This window comes from Noviherbaspirillum malthae (assembly GCF_015352985.1).
Lineage (GTDB): Bacteria > Pseudomonadota > Gammaproteobacteria > Burkholderiales > Burkholderiaceae_D > Noviherbaspirillum > Noviherbaspirillum malthae.
Map to the genome: position 1 here is coordinate 111,143 of NZ_JACYXF010000011.1, position 26,160 is coordinate 137,302.

The window sequence follows — 26,160 nt, forward strand, 5'->3', positions numbered from 1 at the left end:
TGCGGCCCATGAAAAACGCCCGCCGGCATGTGCCGCGGGCGTTTTCTTGAAGTTCTGGCAATCGGAGCCTGGCGAGGCACCTGCTACAGGACCTGTCTCGGGACCTGCTTCAGGGCGCCTTCCGGCGCCGCGTTCAGCGAGTTTTTCTTGCCTGTTCGTAGAGCGGCATCACGCGCTGCGAATAGGCGGTGAGATCGTTCAGCCGATCCGCCTGCGAGGGGTGAGTGGAAAGGAACTTCGGTGTTCCGCTGCCGCCGAGCTGTCCCATTTTTTGCCATAGCGAAATGGCAGCCCGCGGGTCGTAACCGGCGCGCGCCGCCAGTTCGATGCCAAGGCGGTCGGCTTCGGTTTCGTGCGCGCGCGAGTTCGGCAGGCCGACCAGTCCCATGTAGGCATACTGGGCGCCCTGCTGCCCTATCTGCCCCAACCCCAGCAAGGCACTGCCGACCGAAATCACGCCGCTGGCGAGCATCTGCTCGGAAGCCCGTTCGCGCGCATGTTCCCGCAGGGCATGGGCGATTTCATGTCCCATCACTGCCGCAAGTTCATCGTCGCTGGCCTGCAGTTTCTCGATCAGCCCGCTGTAGACGGCCATTTTGCCGCCGGGCATGCACCAGGCATTGACTTCGGGCGACGTCAGCACGTTCACTTCCCAGGCCCACGCCTTGGCGTCGGGCCGGAACACCGTGGTCTGCGGAACGATCCGGGCCGCGATGGCCTTGACCCTCGCCACCTGGGTCGGATTGCGGTTGAGGGTTCCCTTGCGCCCTTCATCGGCGATCAGCTGCGCATACTGTTCGCGCGCCGCCTGTTCGAGCGCATCGGCGGAGACCGCCATCCTTTGTTCGCGGTTGACGCCGACCACGCCGCCCTGCGTCGTCTGCACGGTTTCGCATGCGGTCAGCGCCAGCAGCGAGGAAACCAGCACGGCCTGCTTGAGCATCGTCTTGAATTTCATTTTTTCTCCTCATCGTTCTGCCATCGGTAGGACAAGGCGGCGGCAAGCGCGCCGGCCAGGGACAACAAGGCTGCCGCAAGATAGACTGCGCGGGCGCCGAATGTATCCCACAAGCCGCTCAGCATCAATCCGCCCAGCGAGCCTCCCAGTCCGTAGGAGATGCTGGTGAAGAGCGCCTGCCCGCGCGCCTGCAGCGGGCCCGAGAACCAGCGCTGCAGGGTGATGATCGATGCCGAATGATGCACGCCGAAGGTCACCGCATGCAGCGTTTGGGCCGCGAGCAGCAGCACAAGCGACTGCGCTCCGAAACCGATCAGCAGGAAGCGCGCCGCCGCGACCGCCAGGCTGGCGAGCATCAGGCTCTTCACGCCGAAGCGGCGGAACAGCGGTGCCTGGTAGAAAAAGAAAACGATCTCCGCCACCACGCCCACCGACCACATCAAGCCTATCACCGTGTTGCTGTAGCCGATTTGCGCCAGATACAAGGACAGGAACACATACAGCGAGGCGTGCGCCGCAATCATCAGGAAGGTCGAGGCGAAGAAGGCAATGACCTCGCGCCGCCTCAGCAGATCGGGCAAGGATGCCTTCGGCTTCGCACCGTCCTCATGCGGCGTTTCGCGCATACGCATGCTGCTGATGCACACCAGGAGCAGCAGCGTCATGGCGATCCACGGCATGGCCTCCACGCCGTAACGGTCAAGCAGAGGTCCTGCTGCCGCGACGCTGACGATGAAGCCGACCGAGCCCCACAGCCGCAGGCGGCCGTAAGGCGTGAAGTCGCCCCGCATTTCGGCCAGCATCAGTGCTTCGGACAGGGGCGTCTGCGCGCTGACGAACAGGTTGAACACCGCCATGACCAGGAAGAAATGCACGAAGGTGTGGCCGAAGAAAAAGCCGATGAAGCTGGCTGCCGCCGCGAATGCGGTCAGCCGCAGCACCAGCGCACGCTGGCGGTGATGATCCGCCACCCAGCCCCAGAGATTGGGACCGACGACGCGCATGGCCTGCATGAGGGAGAGCAGCACGCCGACCTGGGTGACCGTCAGCCCCTTTTCCGCGAAGTACAGGCTGGCGTAGGGCGAGAACACGCCGACATAGCCGTAGTAGGCAAAGAAAAACAGCGCGAAACTGAAGGTCTGCCCGGAACGGAAGGCTGGCGTCACTTACCTCGGCCGCTGCGCGATGTCTGGCGTGTCGACACGCACGTCGGCGCACTGCGCGCGGTGGCGCAGCACATGGTCCATCAGCACAAGCGCCAGCATGGCTTCGGCGATCGGCGTGGCACGGATGCCGACGCAGGGATCATGGCGGCCGAAGGTCTCGACGCTGATCGGATTGCCCGCCTTGTCGATGGAGGCGCGCGGACTGCGGATGCTGGAGGTGGGCTTGATCGCGATGGACACCGTGATGTCCTGGCCGGTGGATATGCCGCCGAGGACACCGCCGGCATTGTTGGTCGCGAAGCCTTGCGGAGTGAGCGAGTCGCCGTGCTCGGTGCCCTTCTGCGATACCGAGCGGAAGCCGGCGCCGATCTCCACGCCCTTGACCGCATTGATGCCCATCATCGCATAGGCGATGTCGGCATCGAGCTTGTCGAACAGCGGCTCGCCAAGGCCGACGGGGACGTTCTGCGCCACCACGTCGATGCGGGCGCCGCAGGAATCGCCGTCCTTGCGGAGCTGGTCCATGTATTCCTCGAGCCTGGGAATGATCGAGGCATTGGCCGCGAAAAAGGGATTGGCATGCACATGGTCCCAGGACTCGAAAGGAATCGGAAGTTCGCCCAGCTGGCTCATGCAGCCCTTGAATGCGATGCCGTGCGCCTGCGCCAGCCATTTGCGGGCGATGGCGCCGGCGCCGACCACCGGTGCGGTGAGGCGCGCCGAGGAGCGGCCTCCGCCGCGCGGATCGCGGATGCCGTACTTGTGCCAATAGGTATAGTCGGCATGGCCGGGACGGAAGGTGTCGAGGATATTGCCGTAGTCCTTGCTGCGCTGGTCTTCGTTGCGGATCAGGAGCGCGATCGGCGTGCCGGTGGTCTTGCCCTCATAGACGCCCGACAGGATTTCCACCCGGTCCGCCTCCTGTCGCTGGGTGACGTGGCGCGACGTGCCCGGCCTGCGCCGGTCGAGTTCCGGCTGGATATCCGCTTCCGACAGTTCCATGCCCGGCGGACAGCCGTCCACCACGCATCCGATGGCCGGCCCGTGCGATTCGCCGAAAGTGGTAACGGTAAAGATGGTGCCAAGGGTATTGCCGGACATGATGATATGCAGTGAGTCGGGAAAGCGATGATTTTAACGTATCGGCATCAGGCGCCGGCCAAAATGTCTCCCGACCTCCGATTTCTGCCGCGCTGCCGAAGTTGCCTGAACGGAGACTGTCGGGACCAGACGGCTCTTGACAAAAACGTAACGCCTGGCGCGAATTTGCGACATTCCATTTATCTGCCCCTCCAGCCCAAGCCGGTATTTGCTTTCCGGATTGCATGCCAGACAAATATCGTGCAACATCCAAAACGGAGTTGTATCGCAGCAAGATCGACTGATGCTCCGCACCAGGCGCTTGCAAGGAATGCAATGCATGCAAATGAAGAACCGGACGGACTGCTGGAGAAGACAATGAACAGGCAGCATGCGGCCGACGACGACGATCTCGTCTTTCTGGCTGAAACCCCGGACGGTCAAAAACCGGACGGGACCGCGGCAGCGCGCGCCGTCTGGCGCGTACTGATCGTCGACGACGATACCGATGTACATACGGCCACCCTGTTTGCCCTGGGCAGCCTCGAGATGCAGGGCCGCCCGCTGGAATTCCTGCATGCCTATTCGGCGTCGGAGGCGCGAAAAATACTGGCCGCCGAAACCGACCTGGCCGTGATCCTGCTCGATGTGGTAATGGAGCGGGAAGACTCGGGCCTGCAGCTGGTGCGGCACATCAGGGAAGAGCTCGGCCTGTGCGACGTCCGCATCATCCTGAGAACCGGGCAGCCAGGCTATGCGCCCGAAATGGATGCGATCCGCGATTTCGACATCAACGATTACAAGACCAAATCCGAACTCACGCGCATCAAGCTTTACACGTCCGTCGCCACTGCCATCCGCTCCTACGAGCAGATATGCGCCATCAATGCCAGCCGGCGACGGCTCGACCGCATCGCCCGCGCCGGCAGCGAGCTGATGCTGGCCCATGGCCTCGAGAATTTCGCCTACGGCATCATCAACCACGCGTCGGCGATTTTCGAGATGCCCAACAACGGCCTGATATGCATGCAGGCGCATGGGGAAGATCAGGACGGCGAACTGTTCGTGATTGCCGCCTCGGGCCGCTACGGTACGGCGGCCGATGCGGCACTGGATTCCCGGCAGCATGAGCGCCTGCACCATCTGCTGCAGCGCGCACTCCGGGAGCAGCGCAATATGTTCGACGCGGACGGCCTGGCGCTTTACCTGGGCAGCCATGCGGGCCGCCATTTCGCAGCCACGCTCGATGCCGGCAAGCCGCTCGACGACATCGACCGCAGCCTGATGGAAGTATTCTGCCGGAACATTTCCGTCGGACTCGAGAACGTACTGCTGGTGACGAGGCTGGAAAACTTTGCGTTCCACGATCCGCTCACCAGGCTGCCCAACCGCACGCGCCTGAAGGAACTCGTCGACAAGGCATTGGGAAGCCATGCACGCAGCGACTCGACGCTCGCGCTGGTCGACATCGACCACTTCTCCGAAACCAACGACGCCCTCGGCCACCAGTTCGGCGACCTGCTGCTGCTGGGCGTGGCGGCGCGGCTTGAGAAACATCTCGGCGGCCAGCTCATCGTCGGCCGCATCGGCGGCGACACCTTCGCCGTACTCGGCGATGCGTCGCTGGTGAATCCCACCACCCTCCTGGATCTGTTCTGCCGATCCTTCAGGATAGACGGACAGGAAGTCCAGCTTTCCGCGACCCTTGGCCTGCTGCGCCTCGACGACTACGAAGGCAGCGGCGCGGATGCGCTGAAGGATGCCGAAATCGCCCTGAAGCGCGCCAAGCTGCTGCAGCGCGCGGGACATGTCTACTTCACCCGCAGCATGGGAGTCGACATCCGGGAACGGGTGCGCATGATGCACGCCTTGCGCACCGCCATCGACGAGCAGGAAATGTTCGTGGTCTACCAGCCGCAGATCGACCTGGCCACGCGCCGCCCGGTGGGCGCGGAAGCCTTGCTGCGCTGGAAGACCAGGGACGGCAATTTCATCCCGCCCGACCGCTTCATTCCGATTGCCGAATACTCCGGCCTCATCATCCGGATCGGCGAGCGGGTGCTGAGGGAGGCCTGCCGCGAACTGATCAGGCTGCAGGAGCTCGGCTTCCGCGACTTCAGCATGTCGGTCAACGTGTCGCAGGTGCAGTTCCGCCATCCGCACTTCCTCGACATGCTCAAGGCCGTGCTGGCCGAGACGGGTGCGCCGGCCTCGCGCATCGAACTCGAAATCACCGAATCCATCGCCATGGAAGACCCCGACCTGCTGATCGACCTGCTCAGGCAGATCAAGCAGACCGGCGTGAGCATTGCGATCGACGATTTCGGCACCGGATTCTCCTCGCTCAGTTACCTGCAGCGTCTGCAGGCGGACCGCCTCAAGATCGACCGCCTGTTCGTCACCGAAATCACCAACGCGTCGCGCGGCAGCAGCATCGCCGAAATGGTGATCCAGCTCGGCCGCAATCTCGGCATGTCGGTGGTTGCGGAAGGCGTGGAAGATGAACGCCAGGCCGCCATTCTGTCGGCACTGGGCTGTCCGCTGGCGCAAGGCTATCTGTTTGCGAAACCGATGCCGTTCGACCAGCTTGTCGGCTGGCTCGGCAACGGGGGCAACGGGGGCAACTGAAACACCGGGAGGCCGGGACACGAATGCGCTCCAGGCACCAGGGTGTGGCGCCGCAGAAATTTCGCGTTTGCTTCCACCTTTGCTTTCGGCTTCGCCCGACTTGGATACCGACCAACTTCGCAGGCGGATGACGGCGCCCTGCCCTGCGATCCTTCCGATTAAACAGGACATCGACGATGCTTAGCGGACGCACCCTGACCCTTAGACGCGCGATCGTGATGACGGTCGTGCTCGGCCTGCTCATTCCCGTGCTGCTCATCAGCGGCTATTCCTGGTTCAAGCAGTACACCGACGATATCAAGCGGCAAACCTGGGAAGTGCTGCAGCAGAATGCCGACATTCTGTCCAACGGCATGCAGGAAGCGCTGTGGAACATCAACCAGGAAAGCGGCAATGCGCTGATGGCAGCCATGATGGCGCGCAATCCCGACATCGTGCGCATCGAGGTGCGCGACAATGCGCTCGGCGTGTTCGTCGCCAGCGAGCGGCCGGAGCGGCGCGAAGGCTATACCGCGATGACGGACAAGCCGGTCATGTACCGCGGCAACACGATCGGGTCCGTCAAGATCGAAGTCGGCAGCACGCAGCTGCGGCAGGTGATGGTCAAGGGTATCCTCGGCTCTGTCACGGCGGTGCTGGCGCAGGCTGTCCTCTCCATCGTGCTCATCCTGATCCTGCTGGACCGCCGGCTGGTGCGTCCGCTGCAGCGGCTGGGGAACGGCGCGGAACGGCTGGCAAACCGCGAACTCGACGCCCCTTTCACCTGGCAGCGGCTGGATGAAATCGGCCTGTTGAGCCGGCGTCTGGAAGATACCCGTATCAGCCTGCGCCGGCTGTTCGCGGAACTCGACGAAAAGAACCGCGAACTGGAGGAGGATATCGACAAGCGCAAGCGCGTCGAGCAGGAATTGCACGAGCGCGAGGAGCGCTACCGGGCGCTGGTCGAGCAAAGCCCGATCGCCATCATCGAATGGGATGCGCAGTTCAAGGTCATCGAATGGAATGCCGCGGCAGAGCGCATCTTCGGTTATCCGCGGGAACAGGCCATCGGCCGCAGCGCCTCGTTCATCATGTACGAGGCCGGTCCGGACAGCCTGGCAAGGCTGTTCCGTCCGCTTGCCGAAGGACGGGGCGACTCCCGCAGCATCGGCCTCAATCTCCGCGCCGACGGCCAGATCATCACCTGCCAGTGGAGCCACACCCATATCGCCGACGATGCCGGCAAGGCCGGACGGCTGCTGTCGATCGCGGAAGACATTACCGAAAAGCGCCATGCAGAACAGGCGCTCACCCTGTCCGAAGCCAAGTTCGCCGGCGCCTTCCGCGGCAATCCGGATTCCATCTCCATTTCCCGCGTCAGCGACGGCGTGCTGGTCGATATCAACGACAGCTTCATCGATCTCACCGGATACCGGCGAGAGGAAATCGTCGGCAACACCGCATACGACCTTGGCCTCTGGGTGCATCCGGAACAGCGCAGGCTGCTGCTCGAGGAGATCGGCAGCGACCGGCTGGTACGTAACTTCGAATGGGAACTGCGCACCAAGGACGGGGCGCTTCGCAGGTGCGTCATCAACGCGACCGCCTTCACCGCCGGCAACGAGCGCTGCATGCTGGCGGTCATCCGCGACGTCACCGACCAGAGGCTGCTGGAGGAACGAAAGGCGGAAGCGGATCGGGCACTGATGCGGCTTGCGCAGGGCACCCATGACATGACCGGCGAAACATTCTTCGAGCTGCTGGTGGCCGATCTTGCTTCCGCCCTGCGCACCGATTGCGCGCTTATCGCCTTGTGCTCGCCGAACGAGTCGGGCAACCTGCGCACCATCGCCGCCCATGTGTACGGCCATACGGTGGAAGACTTCGACTATCGCAGCACCGGCACGCCTTGCGCACATTCGCTGGCAGGCGAGCTGCATGTGGTGCCGGCTGGAATACGTACCATCTATCCGAACGCCGGCGGACCGCTGCAGGACCGCTGGGAAAGCTATGCCGGCGCGCCGCTGCGGGACGCTGGAGGCAAGCCCATCGGCGTGATGGCGATCATGCATTCGGAACGGCTGGGCAACCCCGACCTCGTCAAGTCGCTGCTCCAGGTATTCAGCGAACGCGCCTCGGCGGAACTCGAACGCAAGCGTACCGAAGAAAAACTGCTCAACAGCGAACGCCGGCTGTCCACCATCTTCAAATGGTCGCCGGTGGCCATGTTCGTGACGGAAATCCACGGCCGCTACGCCATCAAGGATGTCAATTACGCATTCGAACAGCTTTTCAAACGGCGGCGCGAATCGATCCTGGGACGCGACTCGGACGAGGCCGGGCTGTACTGCGAAGCGAACGACCGCGCATCCATCATGGCGGAGCTGGAACAAAGCGGCGTTGCGCAGAGCCAGCGGGAAATCTGGATGAACTGCGGCGACGGCGGCCGGGCACTGGTGCAGTTCTCGGCGCATACCTTTTCGCTCAACGGCGAAAGCTTCGCCATCGCGGCCTGCGTGGACATGACCTACAAGCACGACATCGAGAACGAGATCCGGGAGCTCAATGCCAACCTCGAGCAGCGCGTGATCGAACGCACCGACGAGCTTCAGCGGGCGAACCTGGAACTTGCAACGACGCTGCAGACCCTCAATATCGCACAGGAAGAACTGGTGCGCAGCGAAAAGCTGGCCGCACTCGGTTCGATCGTCGCCGGCGTTGCGCATGAGCTCAACACGCCGATCGGCAACAGCCTGATGGTCGCCAGCACCCTGGCCGACCAGGCCAGGGCCTTCGGCGCCGCCTACGAAGCCAACGGCCTCAAGCGCTCCACCCTGGAAGCCTTCATCCGCGACACCGACCACGCCGGCGACATCCTGGTACGCAACCTGCACCGCGCGGCAAACCTGGTGACCAGCTTCAAGCAGGTTGCGGTCGACCAGACCAGTTCCCAGCGGCGCGAATTCCAGGTCGCCGAGGCCGTCTCTGAAATCATGCTGACGCTATGGCCGACCCTGCGCAAGACATCGTTCACCGTCAGGCAGGATATTCCGGAGGCCCTGCGCATGGACAGTTATCCCGGTCCGCTCGGTCAGGTCATCACCAATCTGGTCAACAACGCATTGCTGCACGGCTTCGATGGCCGGCAATCCGGAACGGTGGAGATTTCCGCCGAAGCGGCCGACGAAGGCTGGATCGAGATCGCGGTCGCCGACGACGGCGTCGGCATTCCGGCCGCCAACCTGAACCGCATCTTCGACCCCTTCTTTACCACCAAGCTGGGTGCAGGCGGTTCGGGGCTGGGCTTGAACATTACGCACAACATCGTGACCGGCATACTCGGCGGGCGCATCCGCGTCCACAGCGACCCGGGCATAGGAACGACCTTCGTGATTGCGCTGCCGATGATTGCACCGCAGCGCCAGGGCGAAGAAGAGTCTTTGCCGCTGCAGTCACCTGCTTGATGCGGCAAGCCGTTGGCCGGCTTGCCGCATGCCCAGTCTGTTATTTCCAATCGCCGCGCAGGGCCAGCACGTGCTCATAGAGGTGCTCGGGCGTCGCCTTGGCCGGCGTGACCGGCTCGCCGACCACCAGGGAAAGGCGGGAGAAAGGTCCGCGCCGGAATGAACGGCCGAAGGGATTGCCGGGGCTGCGCGTGAGCATGCTGCCCCACAGTCCGCGCAATGCCATCGGGATCACCGGCACCGGCGTGCGTTCCACGATCTTGCTGATGCCGTTGCGGAATTCGTTCATCTCGCCTGTCGAGGTCAGCTTGCCCTCGGGGAAGATGCAGACCAGCTCGCCTTCGTGAAGCGCCTGCGCGATGTCGACGAACGCCTTTTCCATCAGCCACGGATCTTCCTTGGCCGGCGCGATCGGAATCGCCTTGGCGGTCCGGAAGATCCAGGAAAGGACGGGAATCTTGAAGATCCGGTGATCCATCACGAAGCGGATGGGCCGCGGGCTGGCCGCCATGATGACGACGGCATCGACATAGCTGACATGGTTGCATACCAGGACCGCCGCCCCTTCGCCGGGAATGCGCTCCTTGTCCACGGTATGGACGCGGTGCACGGTATGGATCAGCAGCCACGCCAGGAAGCGCATCAGGAATTCCGGCACCAGCGAGAAGATGTAGACGGCCACCAGCGCATTGGCCAGCGCGGTCGCCATGAACAGCTCGGGTATGGAAAAGCCCATCTTCAGCAGGATCATCGCGAACACCGCCGCCACGACCATGAACAAGGCATTCATGATGTTCATGCCGGCGATGGTGCGCGACACATGCTTGCGGTCGCAGCGCGTCTGGATCAGCGCGAACAGCGGAACGATGTAGAAGCCGCCGAAGACGCCGATCATCACCAGGTCGAACAGGATGCGCAGGCTGCCGCTCTGGGCGACGAAACCGGCCATGTCGACCATCGCGGTATTGGTGTACGCCAGGCTTGAGAGGTAGAGATCGAAGCCGAACACCGACAGGCCGATCGAACCAAAGGGCACCAGGCCGATTTCCACCTTGTGCCCGGACAGCCGTTCGCACAGCAGCGAGCCGGCGCCGATGCCGATGGAAAAGACCGTCAGCAGCAGGACGAATACGCTGTGATCGCCGTGCAGGTAATCCTTGGCATAAAGAGGAAACTGGGCGAGGATCACCGCGCCGTAGAACCAGAACCAGGAGTTGCCCAGCACCGACAGGAATACCGGGCGGTTCTGGCGCGTGAAGCTGATGTTGCGCACGGTTTCGGTGATGGGATTCCAGTTGATCCGCAGGTCGGGCGCCGGCGCCGGCGAATGCGGAATGCCGCGGCTGAACAGCCATCCCAGCACCGCAATGCCGATCGTGCCGAAAGCCACCAGTTCGATGCCGATCGGCTTGTACACCACCAGCATCGCGCCCAGCACCTCGCCCAGCAGGATGCCGACGAAGGTGCCCATTTCGATCACGCCGTTGCCGCCGACCAGTTCCTCGGGCTTCAGGTGCTGCGGCAGATACGCATACTTGACCGGACCGAACATCGTGGAATGCAGGCCCATGCCGACCACCGCCGCGACCAGCAGCCAGAGCTCGCGGGTCATCCAGCCGAAGGCGGCAATCGCCATGATCGCAATCTCCAGCAGCTTGACGTAACGGGCCAGCTTCTCCTTCTCGAACTTGTCGGCCAGCTGCCCCGCCGTCGCCGAGAACAGCACGAAGGGCAGGATGAACAGGCCGGGAATCAGATTGTTGAGCAGGCCCGGATCGAGCGTGGTCCAGCTGAGCGCGTCGTAGGTAAGAACGGTCAGCAGTGCCGTCTTGAAGACATTGTCGTTGAAGGCGCCGAGGAACTGCGTCCAGAAGAAGGGACCGAAGCGGCGTTGACCAAGCAGGGAGAACTGGCTGGATTGGCTCATTGCGATAAGTGAGTTGAATGTTCTGGTTTAACTGTCCTGGAAACCGATGACCATTGTCTGCGGCGCTGCCGGATTCGCTTCACCGACTGTCATCGATTGTCATCGAATGTTTTTCCGGCAACGTCATGCGCAGTGTAGCCGAGCCGTCCGCTCTTGCGTGCACCGCAAGCGCCGGTCGCGAAAAATGCTACGCAGGGTGGCAGATGCGCCGCCACATGAAAAAGCCGTTCATGGCGCAGCTCCATGAACGGCTTTCTGAAACAGCCTGCAATCAGGTCCGGCTTCAGGACGGACCGGCGCCAGCCTTACTCGTCGCTTTCCGCCGGCCAGTCGCGGATATAGGCCTTGAGCATCTTGTTCTCGAAGCTCTGCGCCTCGAACACCGCCTTGGCCACGTCATAGAAGGAAATGACGCCGTGCAGGGTCTTGGCGCTGACCACCGGCACATAGCGCGCATGGCGCTCGAGCATCAGCCGGCGCACTTCATTGACTTCGGTATCGGGCGTGATGGTGATCGGATGATCGTCCATGTGCTTGCGCACCGTGCTCGAACCGATTTCCCCCTTGTTCTGATGCAGGGTCTTGATGACTTCGCGGAAAGTCAGCATCCCCACCAGCTCGCCGTACTCCATGACGACCAGGGAACCGATATCCTTTTCCGCCATGGTGTTGACCGCTTCGGCCATGAGCGTATCGGGCGTGATGGTATAGAGGATATCGCCTTTGACCTTGAGGATTTCAGAGACTTTCATGAATGGATTCCAACGTGAATTGTAGTTATGGCATGGTTAAATGTAGCTTACCACGAACGGAAAATCCAGAGCAGCTGCCATCCCTGCAGGCAACCCATCACTGCGTTCGATGCTAGCATGTGCGCCATGCAGCGCAATGCCGGCTGCGACCCGCAACGACCCAAGAACGACGCAACATCGACGCAATCACGACCCAAGAACATACGGAGACCACACGCATCATGAGCGCCCCCAAGTACCCCGGCTTCGATACCCTGTCGCTGCATGCCGGCGCCACACCGGACCCCGTGACCGGCGCGCGCGCCACGCCGATCTACCTGACCACCTCCTTCGTCTTCAAGGATTCCGACCATGCGGCCTCGCTGTTCAACATGGAACGCGCGGGCCACGTTTATTCGCGCATCTCCAACCCGACCAATGCGGTGCTGGAAGAGCGCATCGCCGCGCTTGAAGGCGGCGTGGCCGGAATCGCCGTGGCAAGCGGCCAGGCGGCCATGCACCTCGGCCTGGCGACCATCGCAGGCGCCGGCTCGCATGTGGTCGCTTCCCGCGCGCTGTACGGCGGCTCGCAGAACCTGCTTGCCTACACGATGAAACGCTTCGGCGTCGACACCACCTTCGTCGATCCGCGCGACATCGATGCCTGGCGCAATGCCATCCGTCCCAACACCAAGGTCCTGTTCGGCGAAACGCTGGGCAACCCCGGCCTCGACGTGCTCGACATTCCGCGCATCGCGGCCCTCGCGCATGACCACCACCTGCCGCTGATGGTGGATGCTACCTTCACCACGCCCTACCTGCTCAAGCCGTTCGATCACGGCGCCGACCTGATCTTCCACTCCGCCACCAAGTTCCTGAGCGGACACGGCACCGCCATCGGCGGCCTGCTGGTCGACGGCGGCACCTTCGACTGGCAGAAGGCCCATGAGAAGACCGGCCATTTCGCCGAACTCTGCGAGCCCTATGACGGCTTTCACGGCATGGTGTTTTCCGAGGAATCCAGCGTTGCGGCCTTTTCCCTGCGCGCACGGCGCGAGGGCCTGCGCGACTTCGGCGCGGTGATGAGCCCGCACAATGCATTCGCGATCCTGCAGGGCATCGAGACGCTCGGCCTGCGCATGGACCGGCATGTGGCCAACACCCGCAAGGTGGTGGACTTCCTTGCGTCGCATCCGGCGGTGGAGTTGGTTGCCTATCCCGAACTGGAAAGCCATCCCGACCATGCGCTGGCCAAGACCCTGCTGCCCAAGGGTTGCGGCGCGGTATTTTCCTTCAGCATCCGGGGCGACCGCGCTGCCGGAAGGCGCTTCGTCGAGTCGATGAAGCTGTTCTCGCATCTGGCCAATGTCGGCGACGCCAAGTCGCTGGTGATCCATCCCGCCTCCACCACGCATTTCCGCGTGCCGACCGAACAGCTGGCGGCATCCGGCATCACCGAAGGCACGATGCGGCTGTCGATCGGCCTGGAAGACTCGGACGACCTGATCGAGGACCTGAACCGCGGCCTGAAAGCGGCGCAAAGCGAAAAGAAGGGAGCCTGAGATGCTGATCACAGTCAATGGCCATGATGCCTACTGCTATACCGGCGGCAAGACTTTTTCGCCAGAGCTGCCCACCGCGGTCTTCATCCATGGAGCGCAGCACGACCATTCCGTCTGGGCTCTGCAGACCCGCTATTTCGCGCATCACGGCTTCGGCGTGCTGGCGGTGGACCTGCCCGGGCATGGCCGCAGCAAGGGAGAACCGCTGGCCAGCGTCGAGGCGATGGCCGACTGGCTGCTGGCCCTGCTCGACGCCGCCGGCGTGAGGCAGGCAGCGCTGGCCGGGCACAGCATGGGCTCGCTGATTGCGCTGGAAACCGCTTTCCGCGCACCGGATCGCGTCAGCAAGCTGGCGCTGGTCGGCACCGCCTACCCGATGCGGGTTTCCCCGGCGCTGCTGGAGGCATCCCTGAACGAGGAGCAGAAGGCCGTCGACATGGTCAATATCTGGTCGCATTCGACCTTCATGCAGAAGCCCTCCTTTCCCGGCCCGGGCTTTTCCGCGCTCGGCATGAACCGCCGCCTGATGCAGCGCATCTCCGCCACCCAGGAAGCCCCGGTTTTCCATACCGATTTCTCGGCCTGCAACGCATACGCCAACGGAGAAAACGCTGCGAAGGCCGTCAGCTGTCCCACGCTCTTCCTGCTCGGCAAGCGGGACATGATGACGCCTCCGAAAGCGGCTGCCGGACTGGGCGCCATCATCAGCCATGCGTGCACGGTGCAGCTGGAAGACTGCGGACATGCGCTGATGTCCGAGCAGCCCGATGCCGTGCTCGATGCGCTGTACTCCTTCCTGCGATAGCGGACGCGGATGGCGAGGCGGCGGCACTGGCGACGCAAGCCGCCTTGCCGCGCTGCACCACGGGATTGCGTTGCATGCTGCGGCAGTCGGGACTACCCTGTAACTATCTGCAATATGCCTGAGTGCATGGCTGCGGAACAAAACTGCATTTTCCGGCTTCCCACTGCTTAAGCTTGTGTGCAATCGTGAAAGGAGGATGTGATGGCAGATGTCATGCATAGGGAATTTTCATCGTTCGCCGAGTTTTACCCCGCCTACCTCAGCGAACATTCCAACCGGACTTGCAGGGAACTCCATTTCATCGGCTCGACGCTCTCATTGTTCTGCCTCGGCGCACTGGTGCTGACGGCCAATTTCTGGTGGCTGCTTGCCGCGCTGGTCTGCGGCTACGGCTTCGCCTGGATCGGCCATTTCTTCTTCGAGAAAAACCAGCCGGCCACCTTCCGGCATCCGATCTATTCCTTCATGGGCGACTGGGTGATGTACTGGCAGATGCTGACGGGCCAGGCATCGTTCTAGAATTCAGGCAACAAGGTACTTGGCCTCAAGCTGCCTGAACAGGCTGCGACACGGGTATCTTCCCGGTCGCAAAATAATCGGCCAGGCTTAGACCGAGACCGCCCTCGACCGCGGTCTCGACCTGCTTTGCCAGCATGGCATTGCCGCCGGTATTGAACACGAACAGGCGATAGACATCGGCCAGCTTGAGCTGCCCCGGATTGGCAAGCAGCGTCCATGCATCCAGCCCTTCGGCCAGCCGGGTGCCGAACCTCACCCGCCTCCTCTGCTCGGGGCGAATGCGCCCCACCCAGCCGGCATCCAGCATTTTCTCCAACAGCGCTTCCGATTCATCGAAGCCGAGGCGCGTCAGCGAACGCAGGGTGCGCGCATCGACCGCGGCGTTGTGTGCGGTGACCCGCGCTTCATTGAGCACCGTGAGAACCGCCATCGCGTCGATGAACGCGCTGCCGGGCGTTGGCACATGCCACCAGCGCTCGTATTTGACGATGGGCAGCGCGGAAGCGAGCACGGCGCCCATCAGGGTGATCCACCATGACACGTATATCCAGATGAGGAACAGCGGCAAGGCTGCGAGCGTGCCGTAGATCACGGTATAGGTGGGAATCTTGGTGATGAAGACGACGAAGACTTTCTTGGCGATTTCGAATGCGGTAGCGGCGAGCAGACCGCCGCAGGCGGCGTCGCGCCAGTCCACCGTCCGGTTCGGCACCGTCATGTAGAGAAGCGTGTAGGCGCCCATCGTCAGCAGCACCGACAGCACGGTATAGATGGTATCGCCGATCACGGGCAGCCCCGTCACCAGACCGTCGGTGGCGCGGAACAGGTCCGAGGTAAAGGTGAGCGAGACGCCGATCAGCAGCGGCCCCAGGGTCACGATGGCCCAGTAGATCACCAGCCGCTGCGTGAAAGGCCGCGCGGTGCGGACGCGCCAGATCTGGTTGAATGCGCGGTCGACGGTCAGCATCATGATGAACGCCGTCATGATGAGCACCACCGCCCCGATGGCCGACAGGCGCGTCGCCTTGCTGGCGAACTGGCTCAGATAGCCAAGGATGGTATTGGCAATCGCCTTGGGCATCAGGCTCTTGATGAAGTAAGCCTCCAGCGCGGCCCGGAAGGTATTGAACAAGGGAAAGGTGGTGAAGATCGCAAAGGCGATCGTGAGCAGCGGCACCAGCGCCAGCACCGTGGTGAAGGTCAGGCTGCCTACCACTTGCGGCAGGCGCTCCTCGTTCAAGCGCCGGCGGGCGAACTGGACCAGCCCGTGCACGTCCTCCAGCGGAAAATTGCGGAAGATGGGCAAGGTGAAGGGGAACACCCGTCGGGTTTGAGGTGGTTGGGGCATGCGCGTCGGGCAGTGTCTTGGGGGTTCCAAAGCATCCTATAATACCAAGCATGAATTCGCCTGAACTCTCCATCCTCGTTTTATATTATTCCCGTCATGGTTCCACCCGCAAACTGGCCGAACTGATCGCCCAGGGAGTGGAAAGCGTGCCCGGCTGCGAAGCCCGGCTTCGCACCGTGCCTGCAGTGTCAACCGTCTCCGAGGCGGTCGAACCGGACATCCCGAACGAAGGCGCCCCCTACGTCGACCGGCAGGACCTGCAGGAATGCGCGGGCCTGGCGCTCGGTTCGCCGACCCGCTTCGGCAACATGGCGGCCGCGGTCAAGTATTTTCTCGACGGGACGACGAGCGAATGGCTGTCGGGCACCCTGGCGGGCAAGCCGGCCTGCGTATTCACCTCGACCGGCAGCCTGCACGGCGGACAGGAATCGACGCTGCTGTCGATGATGCTTCCCCTGATGCATCACGGCATGCTGCTGCTCGGCCTGCCCTATACCCACCCTCAACTGATGACGACCGCATCGGGCGGCACACCCTACGGCGCCAGCCACTGGTCGGGCGCAGGCGGCAACCAGCCGCTGTCCGACGATTCGCGTACCCTCGCCGTGGCCCTGGGCAGGCGGCTGGCGGAAACCGCGGTGCGGCTAAGGAGCGCGTCATGACGAACAAACTGCAACAAACCTGCTATTTCGGCGCGGCGGGCAGCCTGATGCTGCTGATCCTGCTCTGCGTGGCATGGGAACTCTTCCTGGACCCGCTGCGTCCGGGCGGCTCATGGATGGTGCTCAAGGTACTGCCGCTGCTGCTGCCCCTGCGCGGCGTCCTCAAGCGGAACATCTACACGATGCAATGGTCATCCATGCTGATACTGCTCTACCTGACCGAGGGCATCGTGCGCGCCACCAGCGACAAGGGCCTGTCCGCCATCCTGGGCATGGTTGAGATCGCACTGGTATGCGTATTCTTCGTCAGCACCATCATGTTCCTGCATCCCTACAAGCAGGCGGCCAAGAAACTTGCACAGCAAGCCATACAAAAAGCATCCAAATGAGTGATTTCATCGATACCTGCCGCACCCTCGTCGGTGCGGCCAATGTGCTGACCGACCCCGCCGATCTCGAACGCTACCTGACCGACTGGCGCAGGCGATTCACCGGCAAGGCGCTGGCCGTGGTGCGTCCGGCCAGCACCGAGGAAGTGGCGGCGGTAGTCCGGCTCTGCAGCGAACACCGCGTGCCCATCGTTCCGCAAGGCGGCAACACCGGCCTGGTGCTGGGCAGCGTTCCGGACCAGAGCGGCACCGCCATCGTGCTGTCACTGTCGCGCATGAATCGCATCCGTTCCGTCGATACCATCAACAACACCATGACGGTGGAAGCCGGCTGCATTCTCGAGCAGATCCAGAACGCGGCGGCCGACGCCGGGCGCCTGTTCCCACTCTCGCTGGCCGCGGAAGGCAGCTGCACCATCGGCGGCAATCTTGCGACCAATGCCGGCGGCACTGCGGTGCTGCGCTACGGCAACGCGCGCGAGCTTTGCCTGGGACTTGAAGTCGTTACCGCTGCCGGCGAAGTCTGGGACGGCTTGCGCGGCCTGCGCAAGGACAATACCGGTTACGACCTGCGCGACCTGTATGTCGGCGCGGAAGGCACGCTGGGCATCATCACCGCTGCGGTCGTGAAAATCTTCCCGCAGCCCAAGGGCCAGCTGACCGCTCTGGCGGCAGTGGAGACACCCGAGCATGCGCTGCGTCTGCTGTCGCTGGCACAGGAGCGCTGCGGTGCGGCGCTGACGGGCTTCGAACTCATGTCGGACTTCTGCCTGCAGCTGGTGAGCAAGCATTTCCCGCAGATGCGCCTGCCTTTCCCCCAGCCCTACGCCCAGTACGTGCTGATGGAATTGTCCGACAGCGAATCGGAAGAGCATGCAAACACGCTGCTCGAAGGCTTGATCACGGAAGCCCTGGAACAGGAAATCGCGCAGGATGCGGTAATTGCCTCCTCCATCGCGCAGTCGAAGGCGCTATGGAACCTGCGAGAGCACATTCCTCTTGCACAGGCGGAGGAAGGCAAGAACATCAAGCATGACGTGTCGGTACCCATCTCGCTGATCGGCGAATTCATCCGCGTGACGGATGTGCAGCTGCAGGAACAGTTTCCCGGCTGCCGCATGGTGACCTTCGGCCACCTCGGCGACGGCAACCTGCACTACAACGTATCGCCGCCGGAAAGCGGCTCGCAGGATGCATTCATCGAGCATCAGTCTGCCATCAACCGCGTTGTGCACGACAGCGTCAATCGGTTCAACGGTTCGATCTCGGCCGAACACGGACTCGGCGCACTCAAGCGCGACGAGGTTCGCGCCTATAAATCCGATGTCGAGCTGCGCCTGATGCGTACGCTGAAGCAGGCGCTCGATCCGCACAACCTCATGAACCCGGGCAAGGTCATTTAAGTCGGCGATGCGTACTCTTCTCTTTTCACTGACCGCCCTCCTGCTGTGCGCGTCCGGTTCATCCCATGCCGTCTATCGCTGCGACGCGGACGGCAAGACCAGCTACAGCGATCAGCCCTGCGCCAACGCGCGCAAGCTGGATATCACAGCCGCGCCGCCGGACGCGGCAAGCAATGCGCGCCGCATCGAGAAGGAAGTGGCCGACGGCAAGAAGCAGCTGCAGAAGCTTGAGGCGGATCGGCAAAAGCAGGATGCGGAAGCCGGCAGGCAGCGGCAGCGTGCGGCCAGGCAACAGGCAGCTTTGGACAAGCGCTGCAGTTCGCTGGAACGGCGCCAGCGCCTGGCGAATGAAGATGCGGCTGCAGCAAGTGGCAAGGCCTTCGACAAGGCGAGGAAAAAGGCTGGCCGTGCGAATGAAGCTTATGAGCAGGAATGCGGAGATGCAAAACGCGTTCGGCCGATGCAGGCGTCCTGACGGCAGTACAAAAGAGGCGGGATGGGCTGACTGAAGCAACGGGAGAGTTGGCCTGCCCAACAGGAGTCGAACCTGTGACCTACGGCTTAGAAGGCCGTTGCTCTATCCAGCTGAGCTATGGGCAGTCTGTGGAATTCCTCTTGCCTGCATCAGGAATGTGCTTTGCGCGGCAAGGACATTGATGACAGTACGACAGAGATATGCTTGAAGCAATTATTGCTTCGGGCCTGCGGATATTACCTCTAATGGCCGATGCTTTCAATGACCATGTACGAGCCGCAATTCTGTCAGGTCGAATGCTGCCGTTCCAGCGTCGGACTTGTACGACCGGCTGGCGGTTACGTAAAGTCACTACCCAATTTTGATCGCATTGCTGCTTGCGAAAAGCCCGGGCAGCTTCACCGTTTCAGCACAAGCATCGATACCGCTTCAACTTGGTGTGCCAGTGATGCTGGCAGCGGAAATCCAGGCCGTACGGAATGGCAAACACGTTTCAGAAACATGTTAGAAAAACGGCCTCCGATTAGTTTTCACTAAATTCGGAAGCCGCATTCAACTTGCATTTTCTGGTCGGGGCGAGACGATTCGAACGTCCGACCACCTGATCCCAAATCAGGTGCGCTACCAGGCTGCGCTACGCCCCGAGAGCCATGCATCATACCGGTCTCAGGCCGGCCGGTCAATTTATAACTTGCGATTCAACACAAGTTTCCGGATCGCCAGAAAAGCGCCCTTCTCTGAAGGCTGCAATCAGGCGGGGATCTTGTCCGCGATTCTGCGTGCCATCGTTTGAGCCAGGTCCGCGTTTCTGGCTTCCACCATCACCCTCACCAGCGGCTCGGTGCCGGAAGCGCGAATCAGCACGCGGCCGCTGTCGCCGAGTTCAGTTTCGGCAACGCGTTTTTCTTCGCTGACAGCAGTGCTTTTCTGCCAGTCGAATCCGGGCGTGACCTTCACATTGATCAGGCTCTGCGGGAAAAGCTGCAGGGCCGCGGTGGCTTCCTGCAGGGTCTGGCCGCTGCGCTTGAGCGCCGACAGTACTTGAAGCGCGGAGACAATACCGTCGCCGGTGGTGTGCTTGTCGAGGAACAGCAGATGTCCCGAACCTTCACCGCCGACCAGCCAGCCGCGCTCCTGCAGCACTTCCAATACATAACGGTCGCCGACCTTGGCGCGGGCAAAGCTGACGCCCATTTCACGCAATGCGACTTCCAGCGCCATGTTGGTCATCAGCGTTCCGACCACGCCTTCCACCGGCGTCGTGGCCATGCGGTCCTTCACCATCACGTACAGCAGCTCGTCGCCGTTGTACGGACGTCCGCTGGAATCGACCATCAGCAGGCGGTCGGCGTCGCCGTCGAGCGCAATGCCGAGATCGGCGCGATGCGCCTTCACTGCAGCCGACAGCGCGCCGGGCGCGGTGGCGCCGTAGCCGTCATTGATGTTGGTGCCGTTCGGCTGATTGCCGATGGCGATGACTTCTGCGCCGAGTTCGTGGAATACGTCCGGCGCGATATGGTAGGCAGCCCCGTGCGCGCAATCGACCACGATGCGCAGGCCGCGCAGGTCGAGCTCATTGGGGAAGGTGCTCTTGCAGAATTCGATATAACGACCCTGCGCATCGAACAGGCGCTTGGCCTTGCCCAACTTCTCGGAAGACACGCATTCCATCGGGCTGTCGAGCATGGCCTCGATCGAGGCCTCCACGGAATCGGGCAGCTTGTTACCCGACGCGGAGAAGAATTTGATGCCGTTGTCGTCGTAGGGATTGTGCGAAGCGGAGATGACCACGCCCGCAGACAGGCGCAGCGCGCGCGTGAGGTAGGCGATGGCCGGCGTCGGCATCGGGCCTGCGAGCATGACGTCCACACCGGCTGCCGCAAAGCCTGCCTGCAGCGCGGCTTCGAGCATATAGCCGGAGATGCGCGTGTCCTTACCGATAAGCACGACGGGCTTGCCGCTGCTGGTTTCCTCCTGCGCGAGCACCTTGCCGGCGGCATAGCCGAGGCGCATCACGAAGTCAGGCGTGATCGGCAGAACGCCGACTCGTCCCCGCACGCCGTCCGTGCCAAAATATTTGCGTGTCATTTGCTGTCCTTCTTGATTGATTCTACTGCCTGCCAAACCTTGATCGCATCGACCGTTGCGGCGACATCGTGAACGCGCACGATGCGGGCGCCCTGCGCTACAGCACTCAGCGCTGCAGCGATGCTTCCGCCAAGACGCTGCTCAACCGGCTTGCCGGTAATTGCGCCTATCATGGACTTTCTTGAGAGGCCTGCCAATATGGGAGCGTCGAGTTCCCGCGCCATCCTACCAATATCCTTGAGCAGCGTCAGATTGTGTTGCAGTGTTTTACCGAACCCGAAACCGGGATCGATGCACATCCTTTCGCGCGCTACTCCCACCGAACTCAATGCCTGCATGCGTTCGCCGAGGAATCCGATGACTTCCTTGGTAACGTCCGCATAGTGCGGCTCCGCCTGCATGGTCTGCGGATCGCGTTGCATGTGCATAATACACAACGCGCATTCACCATCCTTGACCGCACGCAACGCCCCCTCGGCCCGGAATCCGTTGATGTCGTTGATCATGTCGGCGCCGGCGGCAATGGCCTCACGCATGACTTCTGCCTTGTAGGTGTCGATGGATAGCGGCTTTCCGCAATCCCTGAGCGCGTAGATCAGCGGCATGACGCGCCGCAGCTCTTCTTCCAGCGGCAGCGGCTCCGCACCGGGACGGCTGGACTCGCCGCCGATATCGATGATGTCCACGCCGTCCGCGATCATCTGCTCTGCGCGCGACAACGCGAAATCGAGAGATTGAAACTGTCCGCCGTCGGAGAAGGAATCGGGCGTCACATTCAGGATGCCCATGACCAGCGGAGCTGCCTGTTCTTCGTCCATCGGCAGGCGATAGCGGCCGCACTGCAAAAACTGTTTGTTCATATCGTTTGCCGGAAATGAAAAAGGGTGAGGATTTCTCCTCACCCTTATACCACCGAAAATATCGGCTCGAATGCTTCGATCAGGCCGGTGCCGTCGCGTTTGGCGAGACGCCGCCCGATGCATTGTCCGACGGGGAGCGCTTGACTGGCACGCCGGCTTTCGGCGGACGTGGCTCCAGCCCTTCCATGATGTCGTTGATCTGATCGGCGTCGAGCGTTTCCCAATCGAGCAGCGATTTCGCCATGATTTCCACCTTTTCCTTGTTCTCTTCGAGCAGGCGGCGCGACAGCGCATACTGCGCATCGAGAATGGAACGGATTTCGGTGTCCACCTTCTGCTGCGTTGCTTCGGAAACGGTCTTCGCGCTCATGCGGCCGAAGTAGGCATCCTGCTCGCTGTCCTCATAGACCATGGTGCCGAGCGTTTCGGACATGCCGTAACGGGTCACCATCGCTCGAGCCAGCTTGGTCGCACGTTCGAAGTCGTTGGATGCACCGGTCGACATCTGATGCATGAAGATCTCTTCGGCAATACGGCCGCCGAACAGGATGGCAATCTCTTCCAGCATCTTGTCCTTGTACATATTCACACGGTCATGCTCGGGCAACTGCCAGGTCAGACCCAGCGCATAGCCGCGCGGCATGATCGTGACCTTGTGCACCGGATCGGCCTTGGGCAACAGCTTGGCGACGACGGCGTGGCCGGACTCGTGGTAAGCGGTATTGCGGCGCTCTTCTTCGCGCATGACTGCGGACTTGCGCTCCGGACCCATGACGATCTTGTCCTTGGCATCTTCGAAGTCCTGCATCTCCACGAGGCGCTTGTTGCGGCGTGCGGCAAACAGCGCCGCTTCATTCACGAGATTGGAGAGGTCGGCACCGGAGAAGCCGGGAGTACCGCGGGCGAGGATGTCAGCCTTGACATCGGGGGCGATCGGCACCTTGCGCATGTGGACGTAAAGAATCTGTTCGCGGCCGCGGATGTCGGGCAGGCCGACCATCACCTGGCGGTCGAAGCGGCCCGGACGCAGCAGCGCCTTGTCCAGCACGTCGGCGCGGTTGGTGGCAGCGATCACGATGACGCCGGAATTGGCTTCGAAGCCGTCCATCTCCACCAGCAGCTGGTTGAGTGTCTGTTCGCGTTCGTCATTGCCGCCGCCCATGCCGGCGCCGCGATGGCGGCCGACCGCGTCGATCTCGTCGATGAAGATGATGCAGGGGGAATGCTTTTTCGCATTCTCGAACATGTCGCGCACGCGGGATGCGCCGACGCCGACGAACATCTCGACGAAGTCGGAACCCGAAATGGTGAAGAATGGGACCTTGGCTTCGCCGGCGATTGCTCGTGCCAGCAAGGTTTTGCCTGTACCCGGAGGACCGACCATCAGCACGCCGCGGGGAATGCGCCCGCCGAGCTTCTGGAACTTGGTGGGATCGCGCAGGAAGTCGACCAGCTCCTGCACTTCTTCCTTGGCTTCGTCGCAGCCTGCGACGTCGGCGAAGGTGACGGTATTGCTGGCCTCATCGAGCATGCGCGCCTTGGAGCGGCCGAAGGAGAAGGCACCGCCCTTGCCGCCGCCCTGCATCTGGCGCATGAAGAACACCCAGACGCCGATGAGGAGGAGCATCGGGAACCAGGAGATGAAAACTTGGGAGAGGAACGACTGTTCTTCCGGCTGCTTGACATCGAACTTGACGCCGTTGTTGACCAGATCGCCAATCAGGCCGCGGTCAAGATAGGTGACTGCAGTCTTGATGCGCTTGCCATCATTGGTCGTCGCCACGATGGTGCGGTCTTCGATGGTTGCTTCGCGGATCTGCTTCGCCTTTACCTCATCCAGGAAATCCGAATAAGGTATGGATGTCGCGCCTCCCGCCAAGGTACGCCCGTCGAACTGCTTGAAGACGGTAAACAGCACCAAGGCGATCACCACCCATATGGCGGCTTTCGAAAACATGTTGTTCACTAGAACTCCTTAGACGCACGTGCGCCTATATTTACATAACTTGTAAAATTGATTCTACTCGCATTAACCAGCGCTTGCTAGGCTGCATGTGCGGTGAGGAACCGGGAAAATCAAGAATTGACAAGAAAATAACTTGTCATTGAGAAGGGTTTTTCAGAACTTTTCCAAGCAAAAAGATTTCGGAGGATTTGTCCCTGCTGGCTTTGGGCTTCTTTTGGGTAACGGTCTTGAATTCCTGTCGAAATTTTTCGACCAGCTGGGTATAGCCTGTCCCGTTGAAACATTTGACGAGGAGCGCCCCCGAAGGTTTCATATGCGCACGCGCAAAGTCGATTGCCAGATCGATGATATGCTCGACGCGGGCGGCGTCGGTTATCGCGACTCCAGACAGATTCGGCGCCATGTCTGACAGCACCAGGTCCACCTTGCGGCCGGCGAGCACCGTTTCCAGCTGGTCCAGCACTTCCTGCTCGCGGAAATCTCCAAGAATGAAATGAACGTCGGCAATCGGGTCCATGGGCAGCATGTCGAGGCCGATGATCGTGCCATGGATGCCGCCTCCGGCCTGCCCTGCCAGCTTGTTGCGCACATACTGCGACCAGCTGCCGGGAGTGCTGCCGAGATCGACGATGACCTGTCCGGGCCGGATCAGCTTTTCGTCTTCGTCTATTTCCTTGAGCTTGTAAGCGGCCCGCGCACGATAACCCTCCTTCTGCGCCAGTTTGACGTAAGGGTCGTTGATATGGTCGTGCAACCAGTTTTTGTTGAATTTGTTCTTGGCCATTCGCGTAGAATACCGCTTTTAAGGAATCATTAAATATGTTGAAACTTACCCCTGCGGAGCGGAGCGCGCTTCGCTCCGAAGCCCATGCACTCAATCCGGTCGTCATTATCGGCGAATCGGGACTGACGCCTTCGGTTCTCAAGGAAATCGATACCAGCCTCAATGCGCATGGACTGATCAAGGTGCGCGTGTTCGGCGACGACCGCGAAGCCCGCATCGAAATGTATGAATCGATCTGCGAAAAACTCGATGCTGCGCCGATCCAGCATATCGGCAAGCTGCTCGTGCTCTACCGCCCCAAGAAGGAAGCCGCAAAGGAACGCAGCGACAAGCGCGGCAAGGGACTGCGCGAAGTCACCATCGTCAAGCCCAGCCCGAGCGGAACCAAGCGTCCGACGGTGACCAAGGTCGTTCTGAAGGGAAATGAGCGGGTGACTGCCGGCGGAAACGTCAAGCGAGCCAAGCCGCGCCAGACCAGTTCAAAAAAGCTTGCCCTCGGTCGCCGCTAAGCTTCTCTCCCGCTGCTCCCAGCCAACCCAAGCTGCGCTGTCACCGTCCGGTTTCTGAAATTTGGATTGCCGCGCCGATCTAGCGCGTCAATTCCGTTCATTCGGGAAGATCGCGACCCGGCTGGAATAAGGCAAAGTCCAAGTCTGCTCATGGATATTTCACCATCGTTCGGTGCAATCCCGGCGCCGAGGCTGAGGCTTTTACTTTTGGCCGCCGCCGGCTCCATCGGCGCTGTCAATGACTAACTGCACCGATGTCGCCGAGGGCGACCTGCACTGCTGATTACATCAATCCGATCGTTCAGACTTAGATGTAACGTACTTCAAGGACTTCGTATTCGCGAATGCCCGAAGGCGCGTTCACTTCAATGACGTCGCCTGCATATTTGCCGATGAGCGCACGTGCGATCGGCGAAGTGATGGACACCTTCAACTCCTTCAAGTCGGCCTCATCCTCGCCGACGATCTGATAAGTCACCTTCTGGCCGGTTTCCAGATCTTCAAGATCCACTGTGGACGCGAACACGATGCGGCCTTCGGCATCAAGGGTCTTGGGATCGATGATCTGGGCTGCGCTCAGCTTGCCTTCGAGTTCGGCAATGCGGCCTTCGATGAAGCTTTGACGTTCTTTTGCGGCATCATACTCCGCGTTCTCGGACAAGTCGCCTTGGGCACGCGCCTCGGAAATGGCGTTGATGACGGCAGGACGGTCTTTGGTCTTCAGACGGTGCAGTTCTTCCTTCAGAAGCTCTGCGCCGTACTTGGTGATAGGAACTGTGCTCATGGTTTTCTTTTCAAGAAATGAAAACCACAGAGGTCACAAAAAGTGCCGGATAACTCCGGCACCGTCTGTGAGC

At 61.6% G+C, this 26,160-nt stretch carries 22 protein-coding genes and 2 tRNA genes; 10 read left to right on the top strand and 14 right to left on the bottom strand.

The genetic code is table 11. The annotated features are described in order from the left end of the window. Positions 1-133 precede the first annotated feature (133 nt). The 3 genes from IGW03_RS16065 to aroC are packed head-to-tail and all read right to left on the bottom strand — an operon-like array spanning position 134 to position 3,225. Positions 134-958 (bottom strand): M48 family metallopeptidase, encoded by an 825-nt coding sequence (locus tag IGW03_RS16065; protein ID WP_194723578.1) that lies wholly within the window; start codon positions 956-958, stop codon positions 134-136. Further along, complete coding sequence (locus tag IGW03_RS16070) at positions 955-2,124, bottom strand: MFS transporter (protein WP_194723579.1); 1,170 nt, start codon at positions 2,122-2,124, stop codon at positions 955-957. Before IGW03_RS16070 ends, IGW03_RS16065 begins: the two co-directional genes overlap by 4 nt. Further along, positions 2,125-3,225: a chorismate synthase gene (gene aroC / locus IGW03_RS16075; protein ID WP_194723580.1), complete on the bottom strand. Its 1,101-nt coding sequence runs from the start codon at positions 3,223-3,225 to the stop codon at positions 2,125-2,127. Between the two features lie 357 nt (positions 3,226-3,582). On the opposite strand from aroC, the gene IGW03_RS16080 reads away from it, so the two are divergent. Together IGW03_RS16080 and IGW03_RS16085 are read left to right on the top strand one after the other, a co-directional pair. Continuing rightward, on the top strand, positions 3,583-5,832 hold the full coding sequence (locus IGW03_RS16080; protein WP_228535596.1) for a GGDEF/EAL domain-containing response regulator: 2,250 nt from the start codon (positions 3,583-3,585) through the stop codon (positions 5,830-5,832). A gap of 176 nt (positions 5,833-6,008) precedes the next feature. Further along, the gene (locus tag IGW03_RS16085) at positions 6,009-9,275 is read left to right on the top strand and encodes a PAS domain S-box protein (RefSeq protein ID WP_194723582.1); all 3,267 of its coding nucleotides are present in this window, start codon (positions 6,009-6,011) and stop codon (positions 9,273-9,275) included. A 40-nt stretch (positions 9,276-9,315) separates the two neighbouring features. Here IGW03_RS16085 and IGW03_RS16090 read toward each other — a convergent pair whose 3' ends face one another. From IGW03_RS16090 to IGW03_RS16100, 3 genes are all read right to left on the bottom strand, one after another. After that, positions 9,316-11,202: an MFS transporter gene (locus IGW03_RS16090; RefSeq protein WP_194723583.1), complete on the bottom strand. Its 1,887-nt coding sequence runs from the start codon at positions 11,200-11,202 to the stop codon at positions 9,316-9,318. Between the two features lie 89 nt (positions 11,203-11,291). Then, on the bottom strand, positions 11,292-11,447 hold the full coding sequence (locus IGW03_RS16095; RefSeq protein WP_194723584.1) for a hypothetical protein: 156 nt from the start codon (positions 11,445-11,447) through the stop codon (positions 11,292-11,294). 60 nt (positions 11,448-11,507) lie between these two features. Then, a complete protein-coding gene (locus tag IGW03_RS16100) occupies positions 11,508-11,954 on the bottom strand; it encodes a CBS domain-containing protein (RefSeq protein WP_194723585.1) in 447 nt (148 codons plus the stop codon). A 221-nt stretch (positions 11,955-12,175) separates the two neighbouring features. Here IGW03_RS16100 and IGW03_RS16105 point away from each other — a divergent pair, with 221 nt between their 5' ends. From IGW03_RS16105 to IGW03_RS16115, 3 genes are all read left to right on the top strand, one after another. Further along, a complete protein-coding gene (locus IGW03_RS16105) occupies positions 12,176-13,495 on the top strand; it encodes an O-acetylhomoserine aminocarboxypropyltransferase (RefSeq protein WP_194723586.1) in 1,320 nt (439 codons plus the stop codon). A gap of 1 nt (position 13,496) precedes the next feature. Further along, positions 13,497-14,300, top strand: a complete 804-nt coding sequence (locus IGW03_RS16110) for an alpha/beta fold hydrolase (RefSeq protein WP_194723587.1) — start codon at positions 13,497-13,499, stop codon at positions 14,298-14,300. A gap of 201 nt (positions 14,301-14,501) precedes the next feature. After that, positions 14,502-14,819: an Mpo1-like protein gene (locus tag IGW03_RS16115; protein ID WP_194723588.1), complete on the top strand. Its 318-nt coding sequence runs from the start codon at positions 14,502-14,504 to the stop codon at positions 14,817-14,819. Between the two features lie 25 nt (positions 14,820-14,844). Here IGW03_RS16115 and IGW03_RS16120 read toward each other — a convergent pair whose 3' ends face one another. After that, on the bottom strand, positions 14,845-16,167 hold the full coding sequence (locus tag IGW03_RS16120; RefSeq protein WP_194723589.1) for a YihY family inner membrane protein: 1,323 nt from the start codon (positions 16,165-16,167) through the stop codon (positions 14,845-14,847). Positions 16,168-16,217: 50 nt separating this feature from the next. Between IGW03_RS16120 and wrbA the strand changes: the two genes are divergently transcribed. From wrbA to IGW03_RS16140, 4 genes are read left to right on the top strand one after another with little or no spacing between them, the layout of a single operon-like run. Beyond that, complete coding sequence (gene wrbA, locus IGW03_RS16125; protein WP_194723590.1) at positions 16,218-16,829, top strand: NAD(P)H:quinone oxidoreductase; 612 nt, start codon at positions 16,218-16,220, stop codon at positions 16,827-16,829. Beyond that, positions 16,826-17,218, top strand: coding sequence for a DUF2069 domain-containing protein (locus tag IGW03_RS16130; RefSeq protein WP_194723591.1), 393 nt, complete (start codon positions 16,826-16,828; stop codon positions 17,216-17,218). Before wrbA ends, IGW03_RS16130 begins: the two co-directional genes overlap by 4 nt. Beyond that, positions 17,215-18,621, top strand: a complete 1,407-nt coding sequence (locus tag IGW03_RS16135) for an FAD-binding oxidoreductase (protein WP_194723592.1) — start codon at positions 17,215-17,217, stop codon at positions 18,619-18,621. Before IGW03_RS16130 ends, IGW03_RS16135 begins: the two co-directional genes overlap by 4 nt. 7 nt (positions 18,622-18,628) lie before the next feature. Further along, a complete protein-coding gene (locus IGW03_RS16140) occupies positions 18,629-19,096 on the top strand; it encodes a DUF4124 domain-containing protein (RefSeq protein ID WP_194723593.1) in 468 nt (155 codons plus the stop codon). A gap of 48 nt (positions 19,097-19,144) precedes the next feature. Here IGW03_RS16140 and IGW03_RS16145 read toward each other — a convergent pair. The 6 genes from IGW03_RS16145 to IGW03_RS16170 all read right to left on the bottom strand — a co-directional run bounded on the left by IGW03_RS16145 (position 19,145) and on the right by IGW03_RS16170 (position 24,794). Further along, positions 19,145-19,221: transfer RNA gene (locus IGW03_RS16145), tRNA-Arg, on the bottom strand. A 442-nt stretch (positions 19,222-19,663) separates the two neighbouring features. After that, positions 19,664-19,740: transfer RNA gene (locus IGW03_RS16150), tRNA-Pro, on the bottom strand. Positions 19,741-19,846: 106 nt separating this feature from the next. Next, entirely contained in the window at positions 19,847-21,184 is a 1,338-nt protein-coding gene (gene glmM / locus IGW03_RS16155; protein WP_194723594.1) for a phosphoglucosamine mutase, read from the bottom strand. Further along, positions 21,181-22,044 (bottom strand): dihydropteroate synthase, encoded by an 864-nt coding sequence (gene folP / locus IGW03_RS16160; RefSeq protein ID WP_194723595.1) that lies wholly within the window; start codon positions 22,042-22,044, stop codon positions 21,181-21,183. The genes glmM and folP overlap by 4 nt, the downstream gene beginning before the upstream one ends. 79 nt (positions 22,045-22,123) lie before the next feature. Continuing rightward, positions 22,124-24,010 carry an ATP-dependent zinc metalloprotease FtsH gene (gene ftsH / locus IGW03_RS16165; RefSeq protein ID WP_194723596.1) on the bottom strand — a complete coding sequence of 629 codons (1,887 nt, stop codon included), beginning with the start codon at positions 24,008-24,010 and terminating at the stop codon, positions 22,124-22,126. Positions 24,011-24,146: 136 nt separating this feature from the next. Next, positions 24,147-24,794 carry an RlmE family RNA methyltransferase gene (locus IGW03_RS16170; RefSeq protein ID WP_194723597.1) on the bottom strand — a complete coding sequence of 216 codons (648 nt, stop codon included), beginning with the start codon at positions 24,792-24,794 and terminating at the stop codon, positions 24,147-24,149. Between the two features lie 35 nt (positions 24,795-24,829). Here IGW03_RS16170 and yhbY point away from each other — a divergent pair, with 35 nt between their 5' ends. Further along, complete coding sequence (gene yhbY / locus IGW03_RS16175) at positions 24,830-25,303, top strand: ribosome assembly RNA-binding protein YhbY (RefSeq protein ID WP_194723598.1); 474 nt, start codon at positions 24,830-24,832, stop codon at positions 25,301-25,303. A 307-nt stretch (positions 25,304-25,610) separates the two neighbouring features. Here the strand turns inward: yhbY and greA are convergent, their stop codons facing one another. Further along, on the bottom strand, positions 25,611-26,087 hold the full coding sequence (gene greA / locus IGW03_RS16180) for a transcription elongation factor GreA (protein ID WP_194723599.1): 477 nt from the start codon (positions 26,085-26,087) through the stop codon (positions 25,611-25,613). Positions 26,088-26,160 lie beyond the last annotated feature (73 nt).